Source organism: Pararhizobium gei (assembly GCF_029223885.1).
In the GTDB taxonomy this organism is placed as follows: Bacteria; Pseudomonadota; Alphaproteobacteria; order Rhizobiales; family Rhizobiaceae; genus Pararhizobium; species Pararhizobium gei.
This window is the reverse complement of record NZ_CP119410.1, coordinates 251,038-271,879: the sequence shown is the minus strand read 5'-3', so window position 1 is coordinate 271,879 and position 20,842 is coordinate 251,038. Positions and strand designations below refer to the sequence as shown.

The following is a 20,842-nucleotide window of genomic DNA, read 5'->3' as shown; positions in this document are numbered from 1 at the left end:
CTCAAAACCCATTTTTTGCCATTGGCGGTAATTTTCGCGAAACCTGAAAAATTCCGCCACTGATAAATAGCGCCGATTCTGTTTTTCGAGCAAGAAGTTTTGGGTTAACAAAACCTTAACGCAGTTGCGGCTAAGCGATGAAAATTTACAATCAGGTTGCATTTTCATATACTTAGATCCGCTAAATTGACCTGCCACACTGAGGCTTCCCACAGCCTTTTGCCAGCCTCAACGCATCTGAAAGGCGGCCGACGTAGTGATTTGCGCGACCGTGACGGAATCCAAGGAGAATCGCGAGGTACAAATTTGTAGATGGACATGTCCTCCCGCTCCGGTTTTGTCTCCCTCTCGAAACATCCAACGAGGAGACAGTGCCACCCATGCTGCAATCGCACTCACGCCTTGTCCGCAAACTTCAAGAAGCCTTGGGCGACCGCCTTTGTGTCGCCCTCGACGACCCCAGTGTCGTGGAAATCATGCTCAACCCCGATGGAAGGGTTTTTATCGAACGGTTAGGGCAGGGTATTGCGCCTGCGGGTGAGATGGCTGCGACAGCAGCGGAAACAATCATTGGCTCCGTCGCACACGCTCTCCAATCAGAGGCGGACGACGGACGACCGATCATCTCCGGCGAGCTCCCTATTGGAGGGCACCGATTTGAAGGACTGCTGCCTCCAGTCGTAGCGTCGCCAACCTTCACGATCAGGCGCAGAGCCTCCAGGCTGATCCCACTCGACGACTATATCGCTGACAAAGTGATGACAGAGGCACAAGCGACAGTGATCAGGAGCGCTATCGCGAACCGGCTAAACATCGTGATTGCAGGAGGTACGGGCTCAGGCAAAACGACCCTCGCCAATGCGGTGATCGCTGAAATCATAGCTTCAGCACCGGATGACCGCATGGTCATTCTTGAAGATACTGCGGAAATCAGGTGTGCGGCAGAGAATGCAGTGTGCCTCCATACCAGTGACACGATCGATATGGCGCGGTTGCTCAAGAGCACCATGCGCCTCCGTCCTGACCGCATCATCGTTGGCGAAGTCCGCGATGGCGCCGCACTGACGCTGTTGAAGGCCTGGAATACCGGCCATCCCGGTGGCGTCACCACTGTCCACTCCAATACTGCCATGTCTGCCTTGCGTCGTCTGGAGCAATTGACCGCCGAGGTCAGTCAGCAGCCGATGCAGGCTGTGATCGGCGAGGCCGTTGATCTTGTCATTTCGATCGAGCGCGCGGGGAGGGGGAGACGGGTACGAGAGGTCATCAATGTCGAGGGCTTCAGCGGTAGCCGATACCAGACCGAACATTACGCTCAAATAGATGAGGACATTCATGCTGCATAATCGCTCTTTTCGCCTCGGGCTACTCGCTGCTCTGTTTTGCACGGCGCTTGCGGCGCCAGCCCTCGCCAGTTCCGGTGGAAGTCTTCCATGGGAAGGGCCGCTTGAACAGATCCAGGAGTCCATCACGGGTCCGGTTGCCGGAGCGATCGCGTTGGCTGCCATGGCAATCGCCGGCGGAATGCTGATCTTCGGCGGCGAGCTCAACGATTTCGCGCGACGCCTCGTCTACATCGTACTGGTCGCCGGTATCCTGCTGGGGGCCACGACGATTGTCGGACTGTTCGGTGCGACCGGCGCATCGATCGGCATCACTGCCACAAGTTTGCCAGGTACCGTTTCGCATCCGATGTCCGTTTCAAGAGGGGAGGGGGCCAATGGGTGAGCCGCATTCCGCTCTCCAACGCAATCGCATTCACCGCGCTCTTTCACGACCGAACCTGCTGATGGGGGCAGACCGGGAGCTTCTGCTTGTCACAGGGCTGGTGGCAATCATCCTGATCTTCGTCGTGCTCACCCTATATTCCGCGCTGTTCGGCATGGCCATCTGGTTCGTGATCGTCGGCGCACTGCGCATGATGGCAAAATCCGATCCCCTCATGCGTCATGTCTATGTGCGGCATTTGCGCTACCGGCATCACTACCTGCCCACGTCTTCGCCGTGGCGACGTTTCTAGAGGTGCAATGATGGTCGCTTTGCGTTCCCTTCGTCCGTCCGCACCGTCGTTCGCCGATCTCGTGCCCTATGCCGGACTGGTCGATAACGGGATCATTCTTCTCAAGGACGGAAGTCTCATGGCGGGATGGTATTTTGCCGGCCCTGACTCCGAGAGCGCCACGGATTTCGAGCGCAACGAGCTGTCCCGTCAGATCAATACGATCCTTTCGCGGCTGGGTTCCGGCTGGATGATCCAAGTCGAGGCTGTGCGCATTCCAACGAACGACTATCCTTCTGCGGAGCGCAGTTATTTTCCCGATGCTGTCACCCGCATGATCGATGATGAGCGGCGCAAGCACTTCGAACAGGAGCGCGGGCATTTCGAGAGCCGGCATGCGCTCGTCCTGACATATCGCCCTCCCGAGCGCCGGCGATCTGGCGTCACGCGTTATATCTACTCGGACACTGAGAGCCGGACGGCGACCTATGCCGACACAGTGCTCGACAGTTTCAGGCGCTCTATCCGAGAGATCGAGCAGTACCTCGGCAACGTCATCTCAATCGACCGTATGCGGACGCGTGAGGTGCCGGAACGCGATGGCGCCCGTATTGCCCGCTACGATGAGCTGTTCCAGTTCATCCGGTTCTGCATTACCGGTGAAAATCACCCGGTGCGTTTGCCAGAAATTCCCATATATTTGGACTGGCTGGCGACCGCGGAGCTGGAGCACGGCCTTACCCCGAAGGTCGAAAACCGGTTCCTCAGCGTCATTGCAATCGACGGTTTGCCGGCCGAGAGCTGGCCAGGCATCTTGAATAGCCTCGATCTCTTGCCGCTCACCTACCGCTGGTCGTCGCGCTTCATCTTTCTGGATGCTGAGGAAGCCAAACAGCGGTTGGAGCGCACGCGCAAGAAATGGCAGCAGAAGGTACGGCCTTTCTTCGACCAACTCTTCCAGACGCAGAGCCGATCGGTTGACCAGGATGCAATGGCCATGGTCTCGGAGACTGAAGACGCGATCGCCGAGGCTTCTTCGCAGCTAGTCGCATATGGCTATTACACGCCGGTGATCATCCTATTCGACGAGAGCAGAGAAAATCTTGCCAATAAAGCCGAGTCCGTTCGGCGGATAATCCAGGCTGAAGGATTTGGGGCGCGGATCGAGACGTTGAACGCAACTGACGCGTTCCTCGGGAGCCTGCCAGGCAACTGGTACTGCAACATCCGGGAACCGCTGATAAACACCCGCAACCTCGCGGACCTGATCCCGCTCAATTCCGTCTGGTCGGGCAGTCCGCTTGCGCCCTGCCCGTTCTATCCACCGGACGCGCCGCCACTGACGCAGGTGGCTTCCGGATCGTCACCCTTCCGACTAAACCTTCACGTGGACGATGTCGGGCATACGCTGATTTTCGGACCGACCGGTTCCGGCAAGTCAACGCTTCTCGCGCTCATCGCAGCGCAATTTCGCCGGTATGAGGGTGCGCAGGTTTTCGCCTTCGACAAAGGCAACTCTATTCTGCCGCTGACGCTGGCCGTGGATGGCAATCATTACGAAATCGGCGGCGAGGCAGGGGAGGGGGCTAGGCTTGCCTTTTGCCCTCTCTCCGACCTCTCGACCGATACCGACCGCGCCTGGGCTTCCGAGTGGATCGAAACACTCGTCTCCCTGCAGGGTGTCACGGTCAACCCGGACCACCGAAACGCCATATCTCGGCAGATCGGTTTGATGGCGGGGGCTCCAGGCCGGTCGCTGTCGGATTTTGTGAGTGGCGTGCAGATGCGGGAGATCAAGGACGCGTTGCACCACTACACTGTCGATGGCCCAATGGGTCAGCTTCTCGACGCTGAACAGGATTCGCTGACCCTCGGTCAATTCCAGTGCTTCGAGATCGAGCAACTGATGAACATGGGCGAGCGAAATCTCGTGCCAGTGCTGACCTATCTGTTTCGCAGGATCGAAAAGCGGCTCACCGGGGCACCAAGTCTCATCATTCTCGATGAGGCGTGGCTGATGCTCGGTCACCCGGTTTTTCGCGACAAGATCCGCGAGTGGCTGAAGGTGCTGCGAAAGGCGAACTGCGCTGTCGTTCTCGCCACCCAGTCAATTTCGGACGCAGAGCGCTCGGGCATCATCGATGTCCTGAAGGAATCCTGCCCAACCAAGATCTGCCTCCCGAATGGGGCTGCCCGCGAGTCCGGGACACGAGAATTCTATGAGCGCATCGGCTTTAATCCTCGCCAAATCGAAATCGTCGCAGCCGCTATTCCAAAGCGGGAATATTACGTGACGTCGCCGGACGGACGCCGCCTTTTCGATATGGCGCTGGGGCCGCTCACCCTCTCCTTCGTCGGTGCTTCCGGCAAAGCCGACCTCGCTCGGATCCGGGAACTTCTCTCAACTTACGGCAAAGACTGGCCGACCCAATGGCTCAATGAAAGAGGGATCAATCGCTATGCTTGACCATATCCTATCGCTCAGAAGAAAATCCGCGACCGTTGTCATTGCAGCATTTGTAACCGGCGCTTCCACACCGGCATTTGCTGGCTCAGCGACGGGCGCTGCAACCGAGTGGACACAGCTTGCCAACAATGCACAGCTCGTCGACCTTCTTAAAAGCTCCGGCCTGCAAGTCGACAATCAGCTGACACAGATCAGTCAGTTGGCCGAGCAGATCCAAAACCAGCTGAACATCTACGAAAACATGCTGCAAAACACGGCGCAGCTGCCCGATCATATCTGGGGGCAGGTGGAGAGCGACCTCAATCAGCTCCGCAGTATCGTCGATCAAGGACAGAGCATCTCTTTCTCGATGGGGAGCGCAGATGATGTGCTGAAACAGCGCTTTCAATCCTATGCTGATCTTCAGACTGCCGCCGCCGACGGGACGGACCTATCCTCGAACTATGCCCGTTGGTCAGATACCAACCGCGACACCATCGCCAGCACGCTCAAGGCTGCAAGCCTGACGGCTGACCAGTTCGACAGCGAGGAGGATACGATGGGCTCCCTCCGAAACATGTCGGAATCGGCCGATGGCCAAATGAAAGCTCTCCAGGTCGGCCACGAAATTGCGGCGCAGCAGGTTGCGCAAATGCAGAAGCTGCGTGGTCTCGTCTCCCAGCAGATGACGATGATGGGGACGTGGCTGCAAAGCGAGCAGACCGACAAGGATCTGGCACAAGCTCGGCGAGAAAAGTTCTTCAACGCCGATACCAGTGCCGTCCCCGAAGGTCAGAAGATGGAGCCACGCTGGTGAGCCGCGCAGTTGTCATTGCTAGCGCGCTTTTGGTCGCGGCGGCTTCGGTGTCCGCAGCAACGGTGTTCATCATGAAATCCGACGATCGGTCCGCATCCAAAATGAGTGAGAAGTTTTTCGGTGTGAAAAAGGACCTGCCCCCGATCGAAAAGGGCCAGGAAATGCGTCCAAGATGGTGAGGGCACGGATCGAGTTGATCTTTTTCGCAACCGGACTTGCCTGCCTTATGCTGGCCGGCCCTGCGTTTGCACAGCAGGGCCAAGTCCTCACAGAGCTTGAAAATCAGGTTTCTTCCGCTGCCAAGGGTTGGGAAACAACCATCATGGATGCGGCAAGGTCTCTGTTCTGGATCCTCGCCGGAATAGAGGTAGGGATTGCCGCGGTGTGGCTCGCCATTCAGTCGGCATCCCTCGACAGCTGGTTCGCTGAGCTTGTGCGGAGGATCATGTTCATCGGCTTTTTTGCCTTTGTTTTGACCCAGGGACCGGCGTTTGCCAAAGCTGTTGTCGATAGTCTCTATCAGATCGGGGCCGGCAGCGGGTCAGCTTCGCCTGCGGAGGTGTTCGATGCGGGTATCCGTGTCGCTTCGCAGATGTCGGAACAGGCCAAGTTCGGTGTCTTCGAGGATAATGCCCTTGCGATCGCAGCCGTTCTCGCCATGGGTATTGTTGTAATCTGCTTCTCGCTGGTGGCAGCGATTTTCGTGGCTGTGATGGTCGAGATGTATGTCGGCCTACTCGCGGGAATGATTATGCTCGGCCTCGGTGGATCCTCGTTCACCAAGGACTTTGCTGTCCGATATCTCGTTTATGCTTTCGGCGTTGGCATGAAGCTCATGGCGTTGGTCATGATCGCTAAAATCGGCTCCGGTGTCCTCTTGGGACTTGCTCAGGCCCCAACCGCCGAGACCGACCAGTTCATCACGACACTTGCGATCGCCGGCATCTCGGTCGTTGTGTTTATCATCGCGATGTATGTTCCAAACATCATGCAGGGCGTCGTTCAGGGGGCGTCGGTTTCCGGCGGGATGGAAGCCATTCAGCACGGTGGGCAGGCGGCGTCTTTCGCGACTGGCGGAGCCTTCCTGGCCGCAGGTGCGGCCGGAGCAGGATTTGCAGCAGGTCAAGCGGCGCGGGCCGCCGGATCATCCTTTGGAGGAGCGGCTATTCGCGGAGTGGGTGCAGGCCTTGGCTCGGCCGGGCAGGCCGCAGGATCCGCAGCCAAGGAGAAGGCGATCGGGTCGCCCGGTGCCTATGCCGGCTCCATCCTTGGCCTAGCGAACGCGAAGCTCGACCAGGCTCGCGGCAAGGGAGCCTCACCCGGTCAGCCGCCGGAGCGGCAGGATAAATCGTAAATTCAAGACAGGGAAAATAATATGGCAGCGCAACGCGCCCCGGAGAACCCGTATCTTGCCGCAAGGCAGGAATGGTCGGAACGATACGGCTCTTACGTGAGGGCGGCCTCGGCATGGCGGACGGTCGGCATCTTGAGCCTCGGCATGGCGGTGATCGGTCTCAGTTACTCGCTGTATCTGAGCACGCAGGTCAAACTCGTGCCGTACATCGTCGAGGTCGACAAGCTCGGAAACACCGTCTCGGCAGGATTTCCGCAGCAGATCGAATATGCCGACGCCCGGGTCATCCGGGCAACGCTCGGCGGCTTTATCACCAGTTTCCGCTCGATCACGCCGGATGCCGTCGTCCAGAAACAATACATCGACAGGACCTATGCGCTTCTCAGGACAAGCGATCCATCGACCCAGAAGATTAATGCCTGGTTCCGTGGCAACTCGCCATTCGAAAAGGCCGTGAATGCGACCGTCGCCATCGAGGTGAACAACATCGTCGCGCTGTCGAACCAGACCTATCAGATCGACTGGACTGAGTACGAACGGGACCGCAAAGGCAAGGAAATCGCGACACGCCGATTTCGCGGCATAGCCACGGTGGCGATCACCCCGCCCCAGGACGAGGCGACCATCCGGCTCAATCCCATCGGCCTCTATGTCAAGGACTTCGACTGGACCGCGCAACTGTAAGGGCAGGGGACTTCAATGAATACAAGGTTAAATCGGGCAGCGCTTTGCTGCATGACCGCACTTGCGCTTTTGATCACGGCGACGACATCGGGCTTTGCCCAGAGCCTGACGACGAATGAGGCGAAAGGAACCACCCTCTCCAACAAATGGCGTGGGCAGCGGGGACTGGTAACAACTGGTGCCGACGGAAAAGTCATCTTTCTGTTCGGTGAGACGCAGCCCTCTGTCGTTTGCTCACCTTTACAGGTCTGCGACATCGAGCTTCAGGGTGGGGAGATTGTCCGCGACGTGCTTGTTGGGGACACGGTGCGCTGGAAGGTCGAGCCGGCCACATCCGGTGCTGCAGGGGGCCAGGCAATTCACCTGATCGTCAAACCGTCTGAAGCGGGTCTGGTGACGTCGATGGTGGTGACGACGTCGAGGCGCACCTATCATATTCAGCTCAAATCGCATCCAAACCAGTATATGGCCCGGGTCGGCTTCGAGTATCCGGAAGAGGCCGCGACGAGATTGTCCGACATCAACGCTCGAATTCAGACGATGACCAATTCCGACGGCGGCGTACCGCCAGAGCAACTTGCCTTCGCCTATTCGCTGAGCGGCAGCGCGCCCTGGAAGCCGAAGCGCGTCTATTCGGATGGGCAGAAGACCTACATACAGTTTCCGCGAACGCTCTCCGGTCAGGATGCGCCGGTCCTCTTCGTAGTTTCTGGCGGGCAAAACCGGATCGTAAACTACCGGATGAAGAACGACATGATGATCGTCGATTACAATATCGACAAGGCTGTCCTTGTTTCGGGCGTCGGCTGGCGTCAGCAGAAAATCACCATCCGGCGGGGAGGCTGATCGATGCGCCTTTGCCATTTTCCTATTGTTGCTGCCGTTCTTCTCTCTGGTTGCCAGACCGGAACAGACGCGCTCACGACGAGCGCCGCGCCCTCGACGGTAACAGGTCCCGTGGCAAGCGCGATCGCCGGCGACATGGCTGGACGTTACGCCGAGCAGGCAGGGTCAACCGCCGCGCCGATCAGGCTTCACAACGACACTTCGGATTTCGCGACCGCGCTCGAGGCCGCGTTAAAAGGGTGGGGTTTCACTGTCGTGACGGATGATAAGGCACGCTCCGTGAAGAACACCGCCAAACCGATCGAGCTGGCATATTCGTTGATCGACGTTGACGGACAGGTACTCGTGAGGCTTTCCAGCGAGACACTCGAGCTTGGGCGGGCCTATTCGGTGTCATCTGGTGGCGCCACGCCGGCGAGCCCGCTTTCATTAATGAAGCGAAACTGAGGAGAGACAGATATGGTCCAGTCGCTCCAGCTCGGCAATCCGAGCAGCGCCTCGCAGGAAAAGGGCATGAAACGGCTCAATCGCCTGCCGGTGTTCTTTGGCATCGGTATCGCAGTCGTCGTCGCCTGTGTCCTTGTCTACGGCATCTCATCCAGGGGACTGCGGTTCGGCGACAGAATTCCGGATGAAGCAGGCTCGAACGTCCCGGCCTCGACCTTCGCTGATCAGATGAAGCGCGGGGTGAAAGACGGCATCATCGGGGATCGCGAAGAGCAGTCCGTATTCCAGCCCACGCCCACAACCCAGACAAAGGTGGAAGCCAAGCCGATTGAAGAAGAGCAGATAAAGCAGCAGGCACGGGAAGAGCGCCGACCGCAAATGGAGTCGGAAGAAGAATGGTTGGCCCGACTTCGCCGCGAGCAGCGCGAACAAGTCCTGCGTGAACAGCAGCGACAGCGGATGGCCAGCCTTCAGGCGCGTGCCACTGCCTTTGACTCGCCGCTGAAGCTCAAAATCTCGGAGCTGGGAAATATCTCCAACGACACCAGGACAACAGACCGGCAGCCGGCCACCAATAACGGTGCCTCCGATCTCTATGCGGCGGCCATGGGCCAGAATGCCGATCCGAACGGGCAGACTTCGAAGGAAGATTTCTTCAACGCCGACATCAAGGATCTCGGCTACCTGCCGAACCAGGTTGTACCTCAGCAGTCACGCTATGAACTGAAACGCGGCTCCGTCATCCCTGCGACGATGATCACCGGTATCATCTCCGATTTGCCGGGCCGGATTACCGCGCAGGTGAGCCAGCACATCTACGACAGCGCCACGGGGCATTTTCTTCTCATTCCGCAAGGTACCAAATTACTCGGACGCTATGACAGCAAGGTCTCGTTTGGCCAAAGCCGCGTTCTGGTCGTCTGGACGGATGTCATCTTCCCGAATGGCTCGACACTGCAGATCGGCGGCATGGCTGGAACGGACTCGCAGGGCTATGGCGGGTTCTCTGACAAGGTCAATAATCACTATTTCCGCACCTTCGGTTCGGCGGCGCTTGTTGCACTGATTGGTACTGGCATCGATATGGCGGTTCCGGAGAGTTCCACCCTCGCCACACAGGATACAGCCTCTGACGCGGCACGCCGGAACTTTGCGGAGACCTTCGGCCGCGTCGCGGAGCAGACGATTTCCAAGAACTTGAATGTTCAGCCCACCATCCAAATCCGGCCGGGCTACAAGTTCAACGTTCTCGTCGACCAAGATATTGTCTTTCCCGGAAATTATGGCGGTTGAGGCAGACGTTGTCGCAACCGCCTTTTGGCCAACTCCTGGATCAGGCCGATATGCGCACGGTCTCGCTGTCCGCAATTTTGCGCGGCCGATATCCTGCATAGAGGGGAGCCGCGACGCCAAGCGCCTGCTGCATGCGCGTGCGAACCTCCTCTGAAACTTCGAAAACACCGCAGCAAACCGGAGAGCGACCATAGCCTTCTGCGCGGCCAACCTCTTCAACGGCGAGCCCCGCCCGACGATAGACGCGCGCCAAGTGCGGCTCGTAGTTTGAGACCAGCGTCTCGATACCGTGCGACAATCCGCATTCGCACAACGCCAGCAGCAGCATGCCGAAAGCCTTACCCGTTTCCAGCCTCGGGAAATCCTCGGAAAGTGTTTCCTCATCGAGGCACATTCTCGTTCCCTCATAGATGCCAGGTGCAATCAGGTTTGCACCCGCAAACGTGTTATGGAAGACGTCGTAGAGAAGCGTTGGGCCGGTGGTTGGCATCAGCCGCAGCGTTCCATAAAGGCGATCCGCGCGATCATTGCACCACATCAGGTAAGCTGGCCGCAGAGCATCATACTCGTCGCGCTCGCAATCACCGTCGATTGTCACGGCCCAACCGAGTTGATCGTGAAACACACGTTTGCGCAGGCGAAATGCCTGATCCATGAGAGCCTGATAACGGGTGTACTGATGCGCTTGAACCAGAATGAACAAGGTTTGTCTCCAGCTGTTGATACTGGCTGGAAGATGCCGCCTGGCGGAGGAGCCAGATATTCCCGCATATGGTCAGACCCATATGCGGGTATTGTCAAAGGCTGGCGTGCGATCGGCTCATATCGTGATCACGCGCAGCTTCAGGGCAAGAGTGGCCGCCGCCGAGATCGTAGCGCAACCGAGTTTTGTCCTCGCCGACTTGATGTAGCTGCGGGTCGTGTGATGGGAAAGGCCGAGAATAAGCGCGATATCGTTGTAATCCTTGCCGAGCGCGCTCCAGTAGAGGCACTCACGTTCCCGCGGACTCAAGACCGGGATCGGATCGCTCGCTCCATGTAGCTCGAACACTGCCATCTGGTGGACGAGATACGCGAGATCGACCCATTCCCTCCGATGAGCACTGACCAGATCCTCCCAGTCTTCGGCGGAGACGTTCGAATTCAAAGAGAGGATGGCGCGACGGCCGGCTTTATCCGATATCGGGATGGAAAAACCAAAACGGCCGATCCCATGGCGTATTGCGTCTTCCAGAAACATCAGCATCTCGGGCGCGACTTCGAGTTCTCGCCAATCGAATGGCAGCTGGCGCAAAAAGCCCTCCCGCGCGACAGGATCGATGGTGACATAGCCCTTCAACAGATAGGTGGATACCCACGCATCCGGGTAGGTCGTGCGCACGAACGGGGCGTCAAAATCACCGATCACCGTCGAAGCGAGATGGTAGGTTATGAAATCGACGCGATAGACCGACTGTATGAAATGGAGCGCTTCGGTCACCGAGCCCGTCTTTGCAAGGCGCTCTTTGACGTCGGAAAAATCGGCGAGAGATCGTGTCAATATCCGCTTCCAGCACTGCGACCTGACAATCCGCCGCAGAGATCGAATGATCAGCCAAACGAGTTCGGCGGCGATGCAGAACTTCAAGGGATCGTGCTGTAGCCTGATTGCTTTCGTGGTTCAAACGCAACTTTCCGGCGAAGAGAGGCATTGCAATGCCGAGGTTAATTTCGTTCGACTATTGGACGATCACCCGTTTCATTTTGGACACCAAAGCGACAACGACGCAGTCTCCTTCTTCAATCGCTGGCCGCGAGCCGACCTCGGACGCCAACAAATCTGCGGTGGTGCGGATGAGGTTAGGTCGCTATAAGCGCTGGTGAGGCAGTACGCGCTGCCTCCGGGCTTAGTAACCCGACGCATGCCGGTTTGGCGTCCGCCGTTAGGGCGCCGAATTCCTCGACCTATGGTCGGGGAGCCGTGGACGTATGTCCAGGTTCCTCGGAACTAAAGGTCTATGGGCCGGCGCATGCTCGGTTACTAACTCCCCGATCGCCAGGGGTCAGGAACTTTGCGGGGGCGCACCGCGCATTCCTGTTTTGGGAGTTGAACATGGACGCCGACGACCGATTGAATGGCGAGGCAGTCGATCTGAAGCCGCTGGTAGGCCTCCTGCATGGGCTTCCGTCACCGCTCATCGAACGTCTCACGATCAATGCAATCCGCGAACATCGGGATCTATTGGAGCGGGCAGAAAATCTGTTCAATGAACTGCCGGCTGACGTTAAAGCCGGTAAGGAGCTTGTTGGCGATACCCATATTGCCTATCTCGAAGCAACCATCAGGATGCACGCGCAAATGTCGGTGCTGACCACCCTCCTGCACATTCTAGGCTATACGCCCAAGGCCTGACAACGCCACATCAGCCTAAATCAGGCCGCGTCGGATAGCCAAAGCCACCACCTGCGCATGATTGGCCAGATTGTAGCGCGTTCTGACATCGTCAATCGCAGAGCGGACGCCAGCATACTTTGCCTGCTCCAGCTCAGCGATCACCTCGACGGTTTTGCCAAGCGACAGCCAGCGAATGTAGTTCACCTGCTTCGGCGTCAGGACGATCTTTTCCTCGATGGAGGGCGTGACACGCATGTGCTCAAGACGGGCATGAAGTTGAGCGACCGCTGATGCAGCCATAATGGCATCAATCTCCATATCACTGGCAAGAGAAGGCTTCGCCGATGCAAAGGTCAGCATGGACATGGCACCGTTGGCGGTGGCGACCGGGATGGAAACGCCCGAGCGAATGTTGAAATCAGCGGCTTTCGAAAAGAAGTTTTTCTGCTCTTTTGACAGCGAGCTCTTTTCGGCTTCGCCGGACCAGGCGAAAGCGCGCCTTATCAGTTGGGCCTGCCGCATGACCGGATCGATGAACCGGTAGTCCAGCGTGTCATAGATTTTCTGCCAGTCGATATCGTAGTTGGAGACCGCATAGGTCTGCCCCGGACGAATGTTGACGAAGGCATAGCCCACAAAATCGAACCGATCAGCAAGATTGGCCAGTGCGCCCTTGACCATGGACTGATCGTTTCCGATCACAGTGATATCCAGCAGTTTCTCGACCCAGTTTGTCATCCATACTCTCCCTGTAAATCGCACCCGTTCCGCGGTGGCGAAGTGCGTCGGCAGTCAGAGGGACCGCGACGCGCGCGAACAGTGACCTGGTAAAGAATGAGCATATTCAATCGCGTAAGTTGACCATGATGGAATGGTTTTCTAAATCGTTTTCTTGGAATTGCAAACCACGGATTTTGCTTACTCGCGGAAAACGTGTCAGCTCACAATTGGCCAAGCGATCTCAGCTTCATGGCCCCTGAGCAGAAATCTGTCATTGTTTTGCGAAATGCTTTACATGGAAGGACCCATTTAGAGCGAACCCATGTTGCAGCTTACCCACGACACCGAACAGCTTGCCCGGGAAATTGCGGCCCGTGTCGGGCGCAGACCGGACGATATCATACGCGCTGCCCTCGAACGTGAAGCTCAGGCCATCGGGGTTTTCGGCGACCTGCCTGTGAGACATCGGATGACCGTCGAACAGATGACAGCGATCGGGGAAAAGGTTTCTGCCCTACCGCTGCTTGATACATCATCCCCGAAAGAAATCCTCGACGACCTGCATCAACCATGATTGTCGTCGATCACTCCGCAGTCGTCCACGTAGCCGCAATCAGGACACAGAAGATCAGGAGCACTACGGCTTTACCAACTTGACGAACTTAACCAACCTTGCCATATATAGCTCTCCGAACGGAGGGTGAGAGATGGCATCTCTGAAGTCCAAAACCAGCATACGTGACGGTGCAAGCGGGCGCGAAAAACCGGGCGCTGAATCCATGGCTTTTTTCCTGACCACAGGCGCCGCCCCGCTGGCGAAGGGGAGAGCCGCCTTCAAGATCAAGATCCCGGACAATGCATCAAAAGCCCTGACCGGCAATCCCAATCGCGTCAAGGCGCTCCTCCAGGAATATGGTCAAGCGATCGCAAAAAGCCGTTCTGCTGGCCACCCGGTCAGCTTCCGTGTCGATGTCGATTCCGAAGGTGAGATGGTTGTCACTCCCGTTGAGGCGGTGGAAATGACAACGGTGCCTGTCGTAGAGGAGAACGATGCACTGGATCCGGAGTTGGAGCAGGCGTTGTTGGCCGCACGGGCGCGGGGACGCATAAAGGCTGCTGAGGTCCTCAGCGGCACTGACATGCTGAATGCCGACGAATTCGCCAAGCTGCTTGGCACGACAAGGGTAACGGTGAATTCAAAGCGCCAGACCGGACTGGTATTGGGGCTGGATGGCGCGAAACGCGGCTTTCGCTTCCCGGATTGGCAGATCGATGCCGATGGCAAGCCGTTTGCAGCGCTTGCAACGCTCCAGGAGCGACTGGGCGGAGCCTGGGCGGTTTACCGGTTCCTGGTCCAGCCCCACGGAGAGCTGGACGGACTGACAGGTCGCGAGGCATTGGAGCGGGGACGGACCGAGCAAGCGCTCGAGGTTGTCGAGAGCATTGGTCGAGATTTCCGCTGAATGGCACGTACTCTGCCGCCTCCCGGCTTTGCAAATGCAAGCCTTCACCTGCATACGGTCGCAGCCGGACTTCGGTTCGGTCGCATCTATCTGGGCACCTACCCTGATCCACTGGGCTTCGGTAAAACGCCGAGCCGTTTCAGCGATCCACGCCGGCGCAAATTCGCTAACCGGTTCGGGGTGCTCTATTTGGGCGATACGGTGAAGGTGTGCTTTCTCGAAGCCGTCTTGCGCGATCAACGCGATGGGGTCCTCGGCGACCTGCCGATAGCTGAATCCGAATTGTACGACCGCAATTTCGCAGAGATCGAGGTCATCAATCCGCTGATGATGGTCGATCTTCGAGACGACGGGCCGATCAAGATGGGTGTGCCGACGGATGTCGCGAAGGGCTCAAAGCAATCCCTCGCACGGAAGTGGGCGGTCGCCTTCAATGAACACGACAGCCAGGTGGACGGCATCATCTACCCGTCTCGGCTCAACGGCCACACCAACCTTGCACTGTTCGATCGAGCTATTGGAAAACTGAAGGCGGTCCGCACGACGAAGCTGATCCGCGCGCCGGGTCTGGCTGATATACTAAACGACCTCAATGTCGCAATTGTCGAACCTGATCCCTGATATTTTACCTGTCGTCGAAGTCGGATCCAGCACTACTTCTGCCCACCGATCCGGGACAAATCGACCCGAATTCCCGCAGTCCCAACCTCTTTTTCGTCTAGGGGCTCCCCTTCGCTCTGGGAGGGGTTAGCATCCGCAGGTTTGTCCGCGGCATCCGAAGAAACTTCCTTCCGATCGACGATTGTTCCTCCTGGATCCTGCGCCTGAAACACGCTTTGCCCCTCGAACTGGCCGGTGTTCCAGGCGTAAACGGCATCTTCGAAGATCTGTGGAAGCACCTCTTTGCTCGTTGGGTTGCCATACCACTGTGAAACGATGCGCATGATCTTTGAAAACATCTTCGTCCCCATGCGAAGATTTTCGCAAGGCTCCATCAGATCTGGTTTCAACTCGGATGCGTCCTTCACGCCGACACCCGCCGGGAACTGTGTAAGGCCCACACGCACGACGGCCTGCCCGACATACTGGCGTATGATCTCCATAGCCTCGTCGGCCGTCTTCGGTTTTGGTACAGGGATGAGCCGCCCTCCGGCTTTGACGGTGACGGCCAGCGGATCGCCCTGACCGACAGCGGCTACGAACTGCTCGACGATGGCGGGTTTCAGCGAGGGATCGGCGCATTCCGCGATAAAGGCAGCATCCATGACGAAGGCTCCAAAGTTCAGGTATTGAAGGAAATCACAAGGGGGACGCCGAACAGGACGGACCAGGCTTTGGCGCTCGCGCGCTGGATGGCGACGATGTTGCCACCCGTCGTCCACCAGCCATTGCCGATCAAAACGATCGCGTCGGGTCGGTGTAGCATCGACTGGAGAATGGGCCACAGTACGAGCTGCTCGTAGCAGATAAGAGGCGCGATCTTTCGGCCCGCGACCTCGACGACAGGATTGGCCAAGAGGTTGGCGCGGGCGCCGCCAGTCTCTCCTGTCCATCGCTCCCATGGACGCCACATCGAAACCGGCACAGGCATGCGCTCGCGATAGAGGACACGCCCCCCATGCGCATCGATGGCCACCATGACGTTGTCGTAGCCAACCGCATCGACGACCGCCGCGCCGGCGACTACAGTCACGTGCGTTCCTTGCAGCTCATTCCGCCAGAAACGTTCAAGCGTTGGCGTCCAAAAGCCCAGTGTGCTCTCGGGAAGCACGACGACGGTCTCTCGTGTTCCGGCAGCCTGCCGAATAGCCGTCACCAGGTCACGTTGAAGTCGAAGGGACTGATCGCGGCCGAGACTCGCGCCCATTTCAAGGTCGACACCACGCCACCCCTCCGGTAGAATCTGATTTGTCCCCGATGCGGCGGACCAAAGCCATAGACCTGACAGGGCAATGGCGATAGCCCGCCCGATCCGGGTTACGAGACCGATCAGGCCGGCTGTCAACGCGAGAAGCCCCCACCATCCCCATTCTGGAAACAGTATGCCGGCCGCCGTCAGCGGATGCGCCCAGCCTGTGATGCCGAGTGGCGGCAGACCGGTGAGAGCCAAGATGAGCAGATAGCGTGCTGATTTTGCCGAGCCCGACCGCATCGTCCAAAGCGCCGCATGGACAGCAACGAAAGACGATGCCGCCGCGACCCAGAAACTGAGGCCGACCCAGAGATCCGCAGCAAAGAACTGTGCGACGCCGGATGGCAAACCCCGTGACGCCGCCAGGAAATAGCCGGCCGCGACGACGGCCGCTGCGATCCGCGTTGGTGATCGCGCCCACAGAAGCGGGAAGAAGGTTGCCGCAGGCAGCAGGGCCGCCTGGCCGCTCCAGCCGATCGTACCGACCACCACGGCAAGCGGGACGAGAACGGCAGTCATCATGATCTCACGGCGCATAGGTCAACACCTCTTGCGCCAGACCGAGCACGCCTGAAACAGGCACCGGCCCGAAATACCGGGAATCCCATGAGCCGATGAAGTCTGAGTGCAAATACACCTCTCCGGCTCGCACCATTCCGCTTAGATCGTGCCGAAGAGATCGCCCCTGTGCGTCCCTCTCTATGATGCGAGAGCGGGGGATCGGTACGCCATCAATGGCGACACGATCGGTGACGTCCACGCGCTGTCCCGCCACCGCGATAACGGTCTTGATCAACGGTCCGAACCCACCGGGGCAAAGTCCCGGGCGGAGATATCCGCGCTGCCTCGCCTCGCGCATGGTGACATTGTCAGGCGGGCAGACGAAAACCGTTTCCCCGGACCCGGCGGCACGCGTGAGCGGAACGATGCGCCAGAGTCCGAGCGGCTCACTCGGGGTCGTGTTGACGCGCAGACCACCAATCCAACCGGCCGCAAAGAGGACGATCAACAGACCGGCTGCCACGGATAACGTGACGCAGGCGCGGCGACGTTGACGAGGCACCGTGCCACCTTCAAGCATCATCATGATCATCTGAGGGAAAGCCCCTTTGTCTGGGTTTGCCGCGCTGTTTCAGCCTGCTTCAACGCCAGCGTGGTGCGCTCGTGCGCGGCGAGTTGCTGCACAGTGCGCATGCTGTTCCAGGCCGACTGCACTTCGCTTTTCTGCGAAGGGTTCATCCCGGCCGTCAATTTGTGAAAGGTCTCGCCGTTTGCAACTTTTGCCGAGATCGGCAGCAGGCTACGTTCTCCGAAACGCTCGGACACAGCCTTGGCAAAGCCTTCAAGCTCAGCTTTCACGTTTCTGTCGGCCAGCGCATATTCGAGACCGGCGGGAAGATCGTTGCGATCGATCGCATCGCGGATCCGCTCAAGCGTTTGCTTGGCCGATGGCGAGAGGGCAGGGATGTCGATGGAGACCTTGAGACGGATTGCCCGCTCTTGCGCTTCATGCTTGCGCTCCGCCTCGACGCGCGCCGTCACATAGCGCTCGAGGTTTCGCGCCAGGGCAGGCGCGTTGACAAGCGCCGTTTCGCGCGCGGCCTTCTCATTCGCTCCGGCGAAGATGCCGGTCTTGCCCTTGAGCGCTCCAAACCTTTCCGGCTCAGCTGCGATCTTCGCAAGCGTTGTCTGCGCTCTTGCCGGATCTTTCAGCATGGCATTGACATTGACCGCCTTGAACGCGGTCTCCGGCTCGGCGAAGACCTGGGTAAAGCGTGTCGTGACCTCCTGCCATTGCTTCTTCAAACCGGGATCGGCAGTCAGACGATCCTCAACGGCCTGGTCGATCGATTTCGGGAACGTCGTGATGCCTGATACCATTAGCTTGGCCTCCATGAAGGGTTTCGGGGTCACATGGGTATTCGGGCGCTTTAAACCGAGCTGTGCGCCGATCGTCGCCAGGCGGGCGGTGAGATTGACGAGCTTCTGTTTCTGCCGAACGGTCCAGTCGAGGCGGTCGCGAACGAGGGTGCGCGCGACATTGACCAGATGCAGGCCGCGCATGTCGGCGAAGCGAAGGGCCGCGCGATAGAAGGCGCCCTTCTCGTAATCGAGCGTGGTTTCCTTGGAGTTCTTGCGCGACAAAAGCTCGGCAAGGCCACCCGCCTTGGCGAAGGACCGGGAGCCATAATAGACGCCGAGATCCTGGCGATGACGGGTCATCGCCACATAGGTCAGGTGACGATCAAGGGAGAGCGAGGCCAGAACCTTGACCCTGTCGATGGTCGCTCCCTGACTCTTATGGATCGTCGTCGCGTATCCGTGATCGACGTTGTTGTAGAACCGCTGCTCTACGCTGATCGGCCGCCGGTGCTCACCTTCGCCGATCTCGGCCACGATACGCCCGGGAGCCGCATCAACGACCTTTGCCAGCATACCGTTCTTGACGCCCAACGAGCCTTCATTCTTCAAGAAGACGATCTGGTCGCCAGCGGCAAAATGACGGATACCGTCTTCCGTCTTGAAGGCGTGACCACCATCGACAAGTCCGCGCTCCACCAACTTGGCGCGCGCCAGGGCATTAAGCATCCGCACGTCGCGGCGAAGGTGGGCGAGGATCAGCGAGGACTGTGACGGATCGTACTCACGGTTCCAATCGGAAATAAGGTTTTCGACGGCTTGCGACTTCAAGGTCGATCCCATCATCCGACCGTTTGCGCTGTAGGATGCGACAGCCTTGGCGATGTTGCCGCGGGCGAGATCGAGCGAAGCGTCGCGCATCCATTGCTCGTGCTGGCGATAGATGGTTTCGAGTTCGGCGTAGCCGATGCGATCAGCGATGGCGCGGAAGGCGGCACCTGCCTCGATCGGCTGCAGCTGTTCGGGATCACCGATGAGAACGAGCTTTGCCCCGCGCACCGTTGCCTCTTCAACAAGCTGCGCCATCTGTTTCGAAGAGACCATGCCGGCTTCGTCCAGAACCATAACGGTCTTGTCATCGAGATGGTCGCGACCTTGAGCCCAGCGCAGTTCCCAGGAGGATAGTGTACGGGAAAGAATACCCGCTTCCTTTTCCAATCCTTCGACAGCCTTCCCCGCCAGGGCGGCACCAACGATACGATACCCGGCCGCTTCCCAGGCCTCGCGCGCCGCCTTCATCATTGTGGTTTTGCCGGCGCCAGCGCGGCCGATCACGGCTGCAATCCGCTCAGGACCTGCGACACGCTCAATGGCCGTTTTCTGCTCATCCGAGAGGCGCTCATGGCGCGCGAACACCGCTTCGATGATCTTCTGCCGGACGCGGTGTGACGATCGCTGGGACAGCCAGATCGACCGGTTTGCCATCTCGGCCTCAAGGCGGATCATCTCACGCGTGGTGAACCGAGCCGGCGTACGCACGCCTGAGCCGAAATCAATCCGCTCGCGGTCGAGACGCAGCACGTCCAGATGCTGCATGATCCGCGCCATCAAGCTCTGGAAGAGAGCTGCGTCGTCGACATAGCGATGGAGGATCTTCGCGACGTCTTGGTTGTCGAAAACGCTCTTCTCCCGGGTGATCAGATCGAGCACGATACCGGGATTGCGCTGGATGCGCCGGACATTGTCCGCGCGCCGCTCCTCCTGCAATTCGATCCGCTCGAGCTTCCGTGACCGGGCTGTGGCCGGCCCGTTTTCCGTTTCCGATTTTCGCTCGATAGCTGTCGCGCCGACCCCGATATGAATGGTCGGTGTCAGGTCGATACCCTGCTTTTCGAAGGATCGGCCATCGATGCGGATATCCAGCCCGGCAAGCACCAGGTGCCGGTTCAGACAAGCAAACCATCCATCACGAAAGGAATTGAAGTCCTCGGTGCCACCCGCCCAGAGTTCATAGATGATTTTGCCAGTGTCGTTGCGAATGGGCTGGCCGTCTGGTCCAAGAACAGCGACCTTCTTGGCACCGAACCCGTCCCCGCTCAGAGGCCGCAATGTCGTCATCAGGTGGACATGCGGGTTGCCGGGTGCATCGTGATAGACCCAGTCCGCGACCATACCCTTCGACGTGATATGCTCGGCAACGAAGTCTCGCATCAGCGCGATGTTCTGCTCGGAGGATAGCTCGATCGGCAGCGCGATGGTCACATCCTTGGCAAGCTGGGCATCGACCCGCTTCTCGAACACCTCGACCTTGTTCCAGAACGCTTCTGAGGCTCCCGAGACCGATCGATCGGCAATCATGGCGCGCAGCCAGTTTGGCGCATCGGCAGGGATCACGAACTCCTCGTGCAGAAGACCCTGCTTCCTGGTGTAGTCGATTGTGCGTGCTTCCCGCTCATACTCCATCCTGGCGCAGTGCCGGTAGGCCGCAGACAGCACTGCGCTGCGGCCAGAGCCACGGGCGACGATGCTAACTGAGAAATGCGGGACGGCCACGGGTGGAGCGCTCCTTCTTGCGAACGAAATCAACAGGTTGATCGCAAGAGGTGGCCCCGCCAGGGGGCAAAAGC

22 protein-coding genes are annotated in these 20,842 nt (G+C 58.6%); 15 read left to right on the top strand and 7 right to left on the bottom strand.

The features are described 5' to 3' along the window. The first annotated feature begins 380 nt into the window (after positions 1-380). From trbB to trbI, 11 genes are read left to right on the top strand one after another with little or no spacing between them, the layout of a single operon-like run. Complete coding sequence (gene trbB, locus PY308_RS22365; RefSeq protein WP_275791368.1) at positions 381-1,346, top strand: P-type conjugative transfer ATPase TrbB; 966 nt, start codon at positions 381-383, stop codon at positions 1,344-1,346. Continuing rightward, positions 1,336-1,728 (top strand): TrbC/VirB2 family protein, encoded by a 393-nt coding sequence (locus PY308_RS22360; RefSeq protein ID WP_275791367.1) that lies wholly within the window; start codon positions 1,336-1,338, stop codon positions 1,726-1,728. Before trbB ends, PY308_RS22360 begins: the two co-directional genes overlap by 11 nt. Continuing rightward, entirely contained in the window at positions 1,721-2,020 is a 300-nt protein-coding gene (locus PY308_RS22355) for a conjugal transfer protein TrbD (protein ID WP_147182446.1), read from the top strand. The genes PY308_RS22360 and PY308_RS22355 overlap by 8 nt, the downstream gene beginning before the upstream one ends. Before the next feature lie 10 nt (positions 2,021-2,030). Next, a complete protein-coding gene (locus tag PY308_RS22350) occupies positions 2,031-4,466 on the top strand; it encodes a conjugal transfer protein TrbE (RefSeq protein WP_275791510.1) in 2,436 nt (811 codons plus the stop codon). After that, positions 4,459-5,262 carry a P-type conjugative transfer protein TrbJ gene (gene trbJ, locus PY308_RS22345; protein ID WP_275791366.1) on the top strand — a complete coding sequence of 268 codons (804 nt, stop codon included), beginning with the start codon at positions 4,459-4,461 and terminating at the stop codon, positions 5,260-5,262. Before PY308_RS22350 ends, trbJ begins: the two co-directional genes overlap by 8 nt. Continuing rightward, entirely contained in the window at positions 5,148-5,441 is a 294-nt protein-coding gene (gene trbK, locus PY308_RS22905; RefSeq protein ID WP_338051096.1) for an entry exclusion protein TrbK, read from the top strand. Before trbJ ends, trbK begins: the two co-directional genes overlap by 115 nt. After that, positions 5,435-6,616, top strand: coding sequence for a P-type conjugative transfer protein TrbL (gene trbL / locus PY308_RS22335; RefSeq protein WP_434064273.1), 1,182 nt, complete (start codon positions 5,435-5,437; stop codon positions 6,614-6,616). Before trbK ends, trbL begins: the two co-directional genes overlap by 7 nt. A 21-nt stretch (positions 6,617-6,637) precedes the next feature. Continuing rightward, entirely contained in the window at positions 6,638-7,300 is a 663-nt protein-coding gene (locus PY308_RS22330) for a conjugal transfer protein TrbF (RefSeq protein WP_133037040.1), read from the top strand. A gap of 51 nt (positions 7,301-7,351) precedes the next feature. After that, positions 7,352-8,146 (top strand): P-type conjugative transfer protein TrbG, encoded by a 795-nt coding sequence (gene trbG, locus PY308_RS22325; protein WP_237681286.1) that lies wholly within the window; start codon positions 7,352-7,354, stop codon positions 8,144-8,146. Positions 8,147-8,149: 3 nt separating this feature from the next. Continuing rightward, positions 8,150-8,593 carry a conjugal transfer protein TrbH gene (gene trbH / locus PY308_RS22320; protein WP_275791364.1) on the top strand — a complete coding sequence of 148 codons (444 nt, stop codon included), beginning with the start codon at positions 8,150-8,152 and terminating at the stop codon, positions 8,591-8,593. Between the two features lie 12 nt (positions 8,594-8,605). Beyond that, a complete protein-coding gene (gene trbI / locus PY308_RS22315; RefSeq protein WP_275791363.1) occupies positions 8,606-9,886 on the top strand; it encodes an IncP-type conjugal transfer protein TrbI in 1,281 nt (426 codons plus the stop codon). 40 nt (positions 9,887-9,926) lie between these two features. Here the strand turns inward: trbI and PY308_RS22310 are convergent, their stop codons facing one another. After that, positions 9,927-10,589: an acyl-homoserine-lactone synthase gene (locus PY308_RS22310; protein ID WP_275791362.1), complete on the bottom strand. Its 663-nt coding sequence runs from the start codon at positions 10,587-10,589 to the stop codon at positions 9,927-9,929. Between the two features lie 117 nt (positions 10,590-10,706). Further along, on the bottom strand, positions 10,707-11,426 hold the full coding sequence (locus PY308_RS22305; RefSeq protein WP_275791361.1) for a helix-turn-helix transcriptional regulator: 720 nt from the start codon (positions 11,424-11,426) through the stop codon (positions 10,707-10,709). 552 nt (positions 11,427-11,978) lie between these two features. Between PY308_RS22305 and PY308_RS22300 the strand changes: the two genes are divergently transcribed. Continuing rightward, positions 11,979-12,278 carry a transcriptional repressor TraM gene (locus PY308_RS22300; RefSeq protein ID WP_275791360.1) on the top strand — a complete coding sequence of 100 codons (300 nt, stop codon included), beginning with the start codon at positions 11,979-11,981 and terminating at the stop codon, positions 12,276-12,278. A 15-nt stretch (positions 12,279-12,293) separates the two neighbouring features. Here the strand turns inward: PY308_RS22300 and traR are convergent, their stop codons facing one another. Continuing rightward, positions 12,294-12,998 (bottom strand): autoinducer-binding transcriptional regulator TraR, encoded by a 705-nt coding sequence (gene traR / locus PY308_RS22295; protein ID WP_275791359.1) that lies wholly within the window; start codon positions 12,996-12,998, stop codon positions 12,294-12,296. Between the two features lie 304 nt (positions 12,999-13,302). Here traR and PY308_RS22290 point away from each other — a divergent pair, with 304 nt between their 5' ends. From PY308_RS22290 to PY308_RS22280, 3 genes are all read left to right on the top strand, one after another. Next, on the top strand, positions 13,303-13,554 hold the full coding sequence (locus tag PY308_RS22290) for a type II toxin-antitoxin system VapB family antitoxin (RefSeq protein ID WP_275791358.1): 252 nt from the start codon (positions 13,303-13,305) through the stop codon (positions 13,552-13,554). A 133-nt stretch (positions 13,555-13,687) separates the two neighbouring features. After that, positions 13,688-14,443 (top strand): XRE family transcriptional regulator, encoded by a 756-nt coding sequence (locus PY308_RS22285; protein WP_275791357.1) that lies wholly within the window; start codon positions 13,688-13,690, stop codon positions 14,441-14,443. Beyond that, the gene (locus PY308_RS22280) at positions 14,444-15,064 is read left to right on the top strand and encodes an RES family NAD+ phosphorylase (RefSeq protein WP_092938373.1); all 621 of its coding nucleotides are present in this window, start codon (positions 14,444-14,446) and stop codon (positions 15,062-15,064) included. It abuts the gene before it with no gap. A 32-nt stretch (positions 15,065-15,096) separates the two neighbouring features. Here PY308_RS22280 and PY308_RS22275 read toward each other — a convergent pair whose 3' ends face one another. Genes PY308_RS22275 through traA form a run of 4 tightly spaced genes read right to left on the bottom strand, consistent with a single transcriptional unit; the run spans position 15,097 to position 20,768 of the window. Continuing rightward, positions 15,097-15,708 carry a TraH family protein gene (locus PY308_RS22275; protein WP_275791356.1) on the bottom strand — a complete coding sequence of 204 codons (612 nt, stop codon included), beginning with the start codon at positions 15,706-15,708 and terminating at the stop codon, positions 15,097-15,099. A gap of 17 nt (positions 15,709-15,725) precedes the next feature. Then, positions 15,726-16,892 carry a conjugal transfer protein TraB gene (locus PY308_RS22270; protein WP_275791355.1) on the bottom strand — a complete coding sequence of 389 codons (1,167 nt, stop codon included), beginning with the start codon at positions 16,890-16,892 and terminating at the stop codon, positions 15,726-15,728. After that, entirely contained in the window at positions 16,882-17,448 is a 567-nt protein-coding gene (gene traF, locus PY308_RS22265; protein WP_275791354.1) for a conjugative transfer signal peptidase TraF, read from the bottom strand. The genes PY308_RS22270 and traF overlap by 11 nt, the downstream gene beginning before the upstream one ends. Continuing rightward, positions 17,445-20,768, bottom strand: coding sequence for a Ti-type conjugative transfer relaxase TraA (traA, locus tag PY308_RS22260; RefSeq protein ID WP_275791353.1), 3,324 nt, complete (start codon positions 20,766-20,768; stop codon positions 17,445-17,447). Before traA ends, traF begins: the two co-directional genes overlap by 4 nt. Positions 20,769-20,842: the final 74 nt, after the last annotated feature.

Bases quoted from the DNA above. Each gene is read 5' to 3' on its own strand.
- trbB (WP_275791368.1), top strand. From the start codon at position 381: ATGCTGCAATCGCACTCACGCCTTGTCCGCAAACTTCAAGAAGCCTTG.
- PY308_RS22360 (WP_275791367.1), top strand. From the start codon at position 1,336: ATGCTGCATAATCGCTCTTTTCGCCTCGGGCTACTCGCTGCTCTGTTT.
- PY308_RS22355 (WP_147182446.1), top strand. From the start codon at position 1,721: ATGGGTGAGCCGCATTCCGCTCTCCAACGCAATCGCATTCACCGCGCT.
- PY308_RS22350 (WP_275791510.1), top strand. From the start codon at position 2,031: ATGGTCGCTTTGCGTTCCCTTCGTCCGTCCGCACCGTCGTTCGCCGAT.
- trbJ (WP_275791366.1), top strand. From the start codon at position 4,459: ATGCTTGACCATATCCTATCGCTCAGAAGAAAATCCGCGACCGTTGTC.
- trbL (WP_434064273.1), top strand. From the start codon at position 5,435: ATGGTGAGGGCACGGATCGAGTTGATCTTTTTCGCAACCGGACTTGCC.
- PY308_RS22330 (WP_133037040.1), top strand. From the start codon at position 6,638: ATGGCAGCGCAACGCGCCCCGGAGAACCCGTATCTTGCCGCAAGGCAG.
- trbG (WP_237681286.1), top strand. From the start codon at position 7,352: ATGACCGCACTTGCGCTTTTGATCACGGCGACGACATCGGGCTTTGCC.
- trbH (WP_275791364.1), top strand. From the start codon at position 8,150: ATGCGCCTTTGCCATTTTCCTATTGTTGCTGCCGTTCTTCTCTCTGGT.
- trbI (WP_275791363.1), top strand. From the start codon at position 8,606: ATGGTCCAGTCGCTCCAGCTCGGCAATCCGAGCAGCGCCTCGCAGGAA.
- PY308_RS22300 (WP_275791360.1), top strand. From the start codon at position 11,979: ATGGACGCCGACGACCGATTGAATGGCGAGGCAGTCGATCTGAAGCCG.
- traR (WP_275791359.1), bottom strand. From the start codon at position 12,998: ATGACAAACTGGGTCGAGAAACTGCTGGATATCACTGTGATCGGAAAC.
- PY308_RS22290 (WP_275791358.1), top strand. From the start codon at position 13,303: ATGTTGCAGCTTACCCACGACACCGAACAGCTTGCCCGGGAAATTGCG.
- PY308_RS22285 (WP_275791357.1), top strand. From the start codon at position 13,688: ATGGCATCTCTGAAGTCCAAAACCAGCATACGTGACGGTGCAAGCGGG.
- PY308_RS22280 (WP_092938373.1), top strand. From the start codon at position 14,444: ATGGCACGTACTCTGCCGCCTCCCGGCTTTGCAAATGCAAGCCTTCAC.
- PY308_RS22275 (WP_275791356.1), bottom strand. From the start codon at position 15,708: ATGGATGCTGCCTTTATCGCGGAATGCGCCGATCCCTCGCTGAAACCC.
- PY308_RS22270 (WP_275791355.1), bottom strand. From the start codon at position 16,892: ATGCGCCGTGAGATCATGATGACTGCCGTTCTCGTCCCGCTTGCCGTG.
- traF (WP_275791354.1), bottom strand. From the start codon at position 17,448: ATGATCATGATGATGCTTGAAGGTGGCACGGTGCCTCGTCAACGTCGC.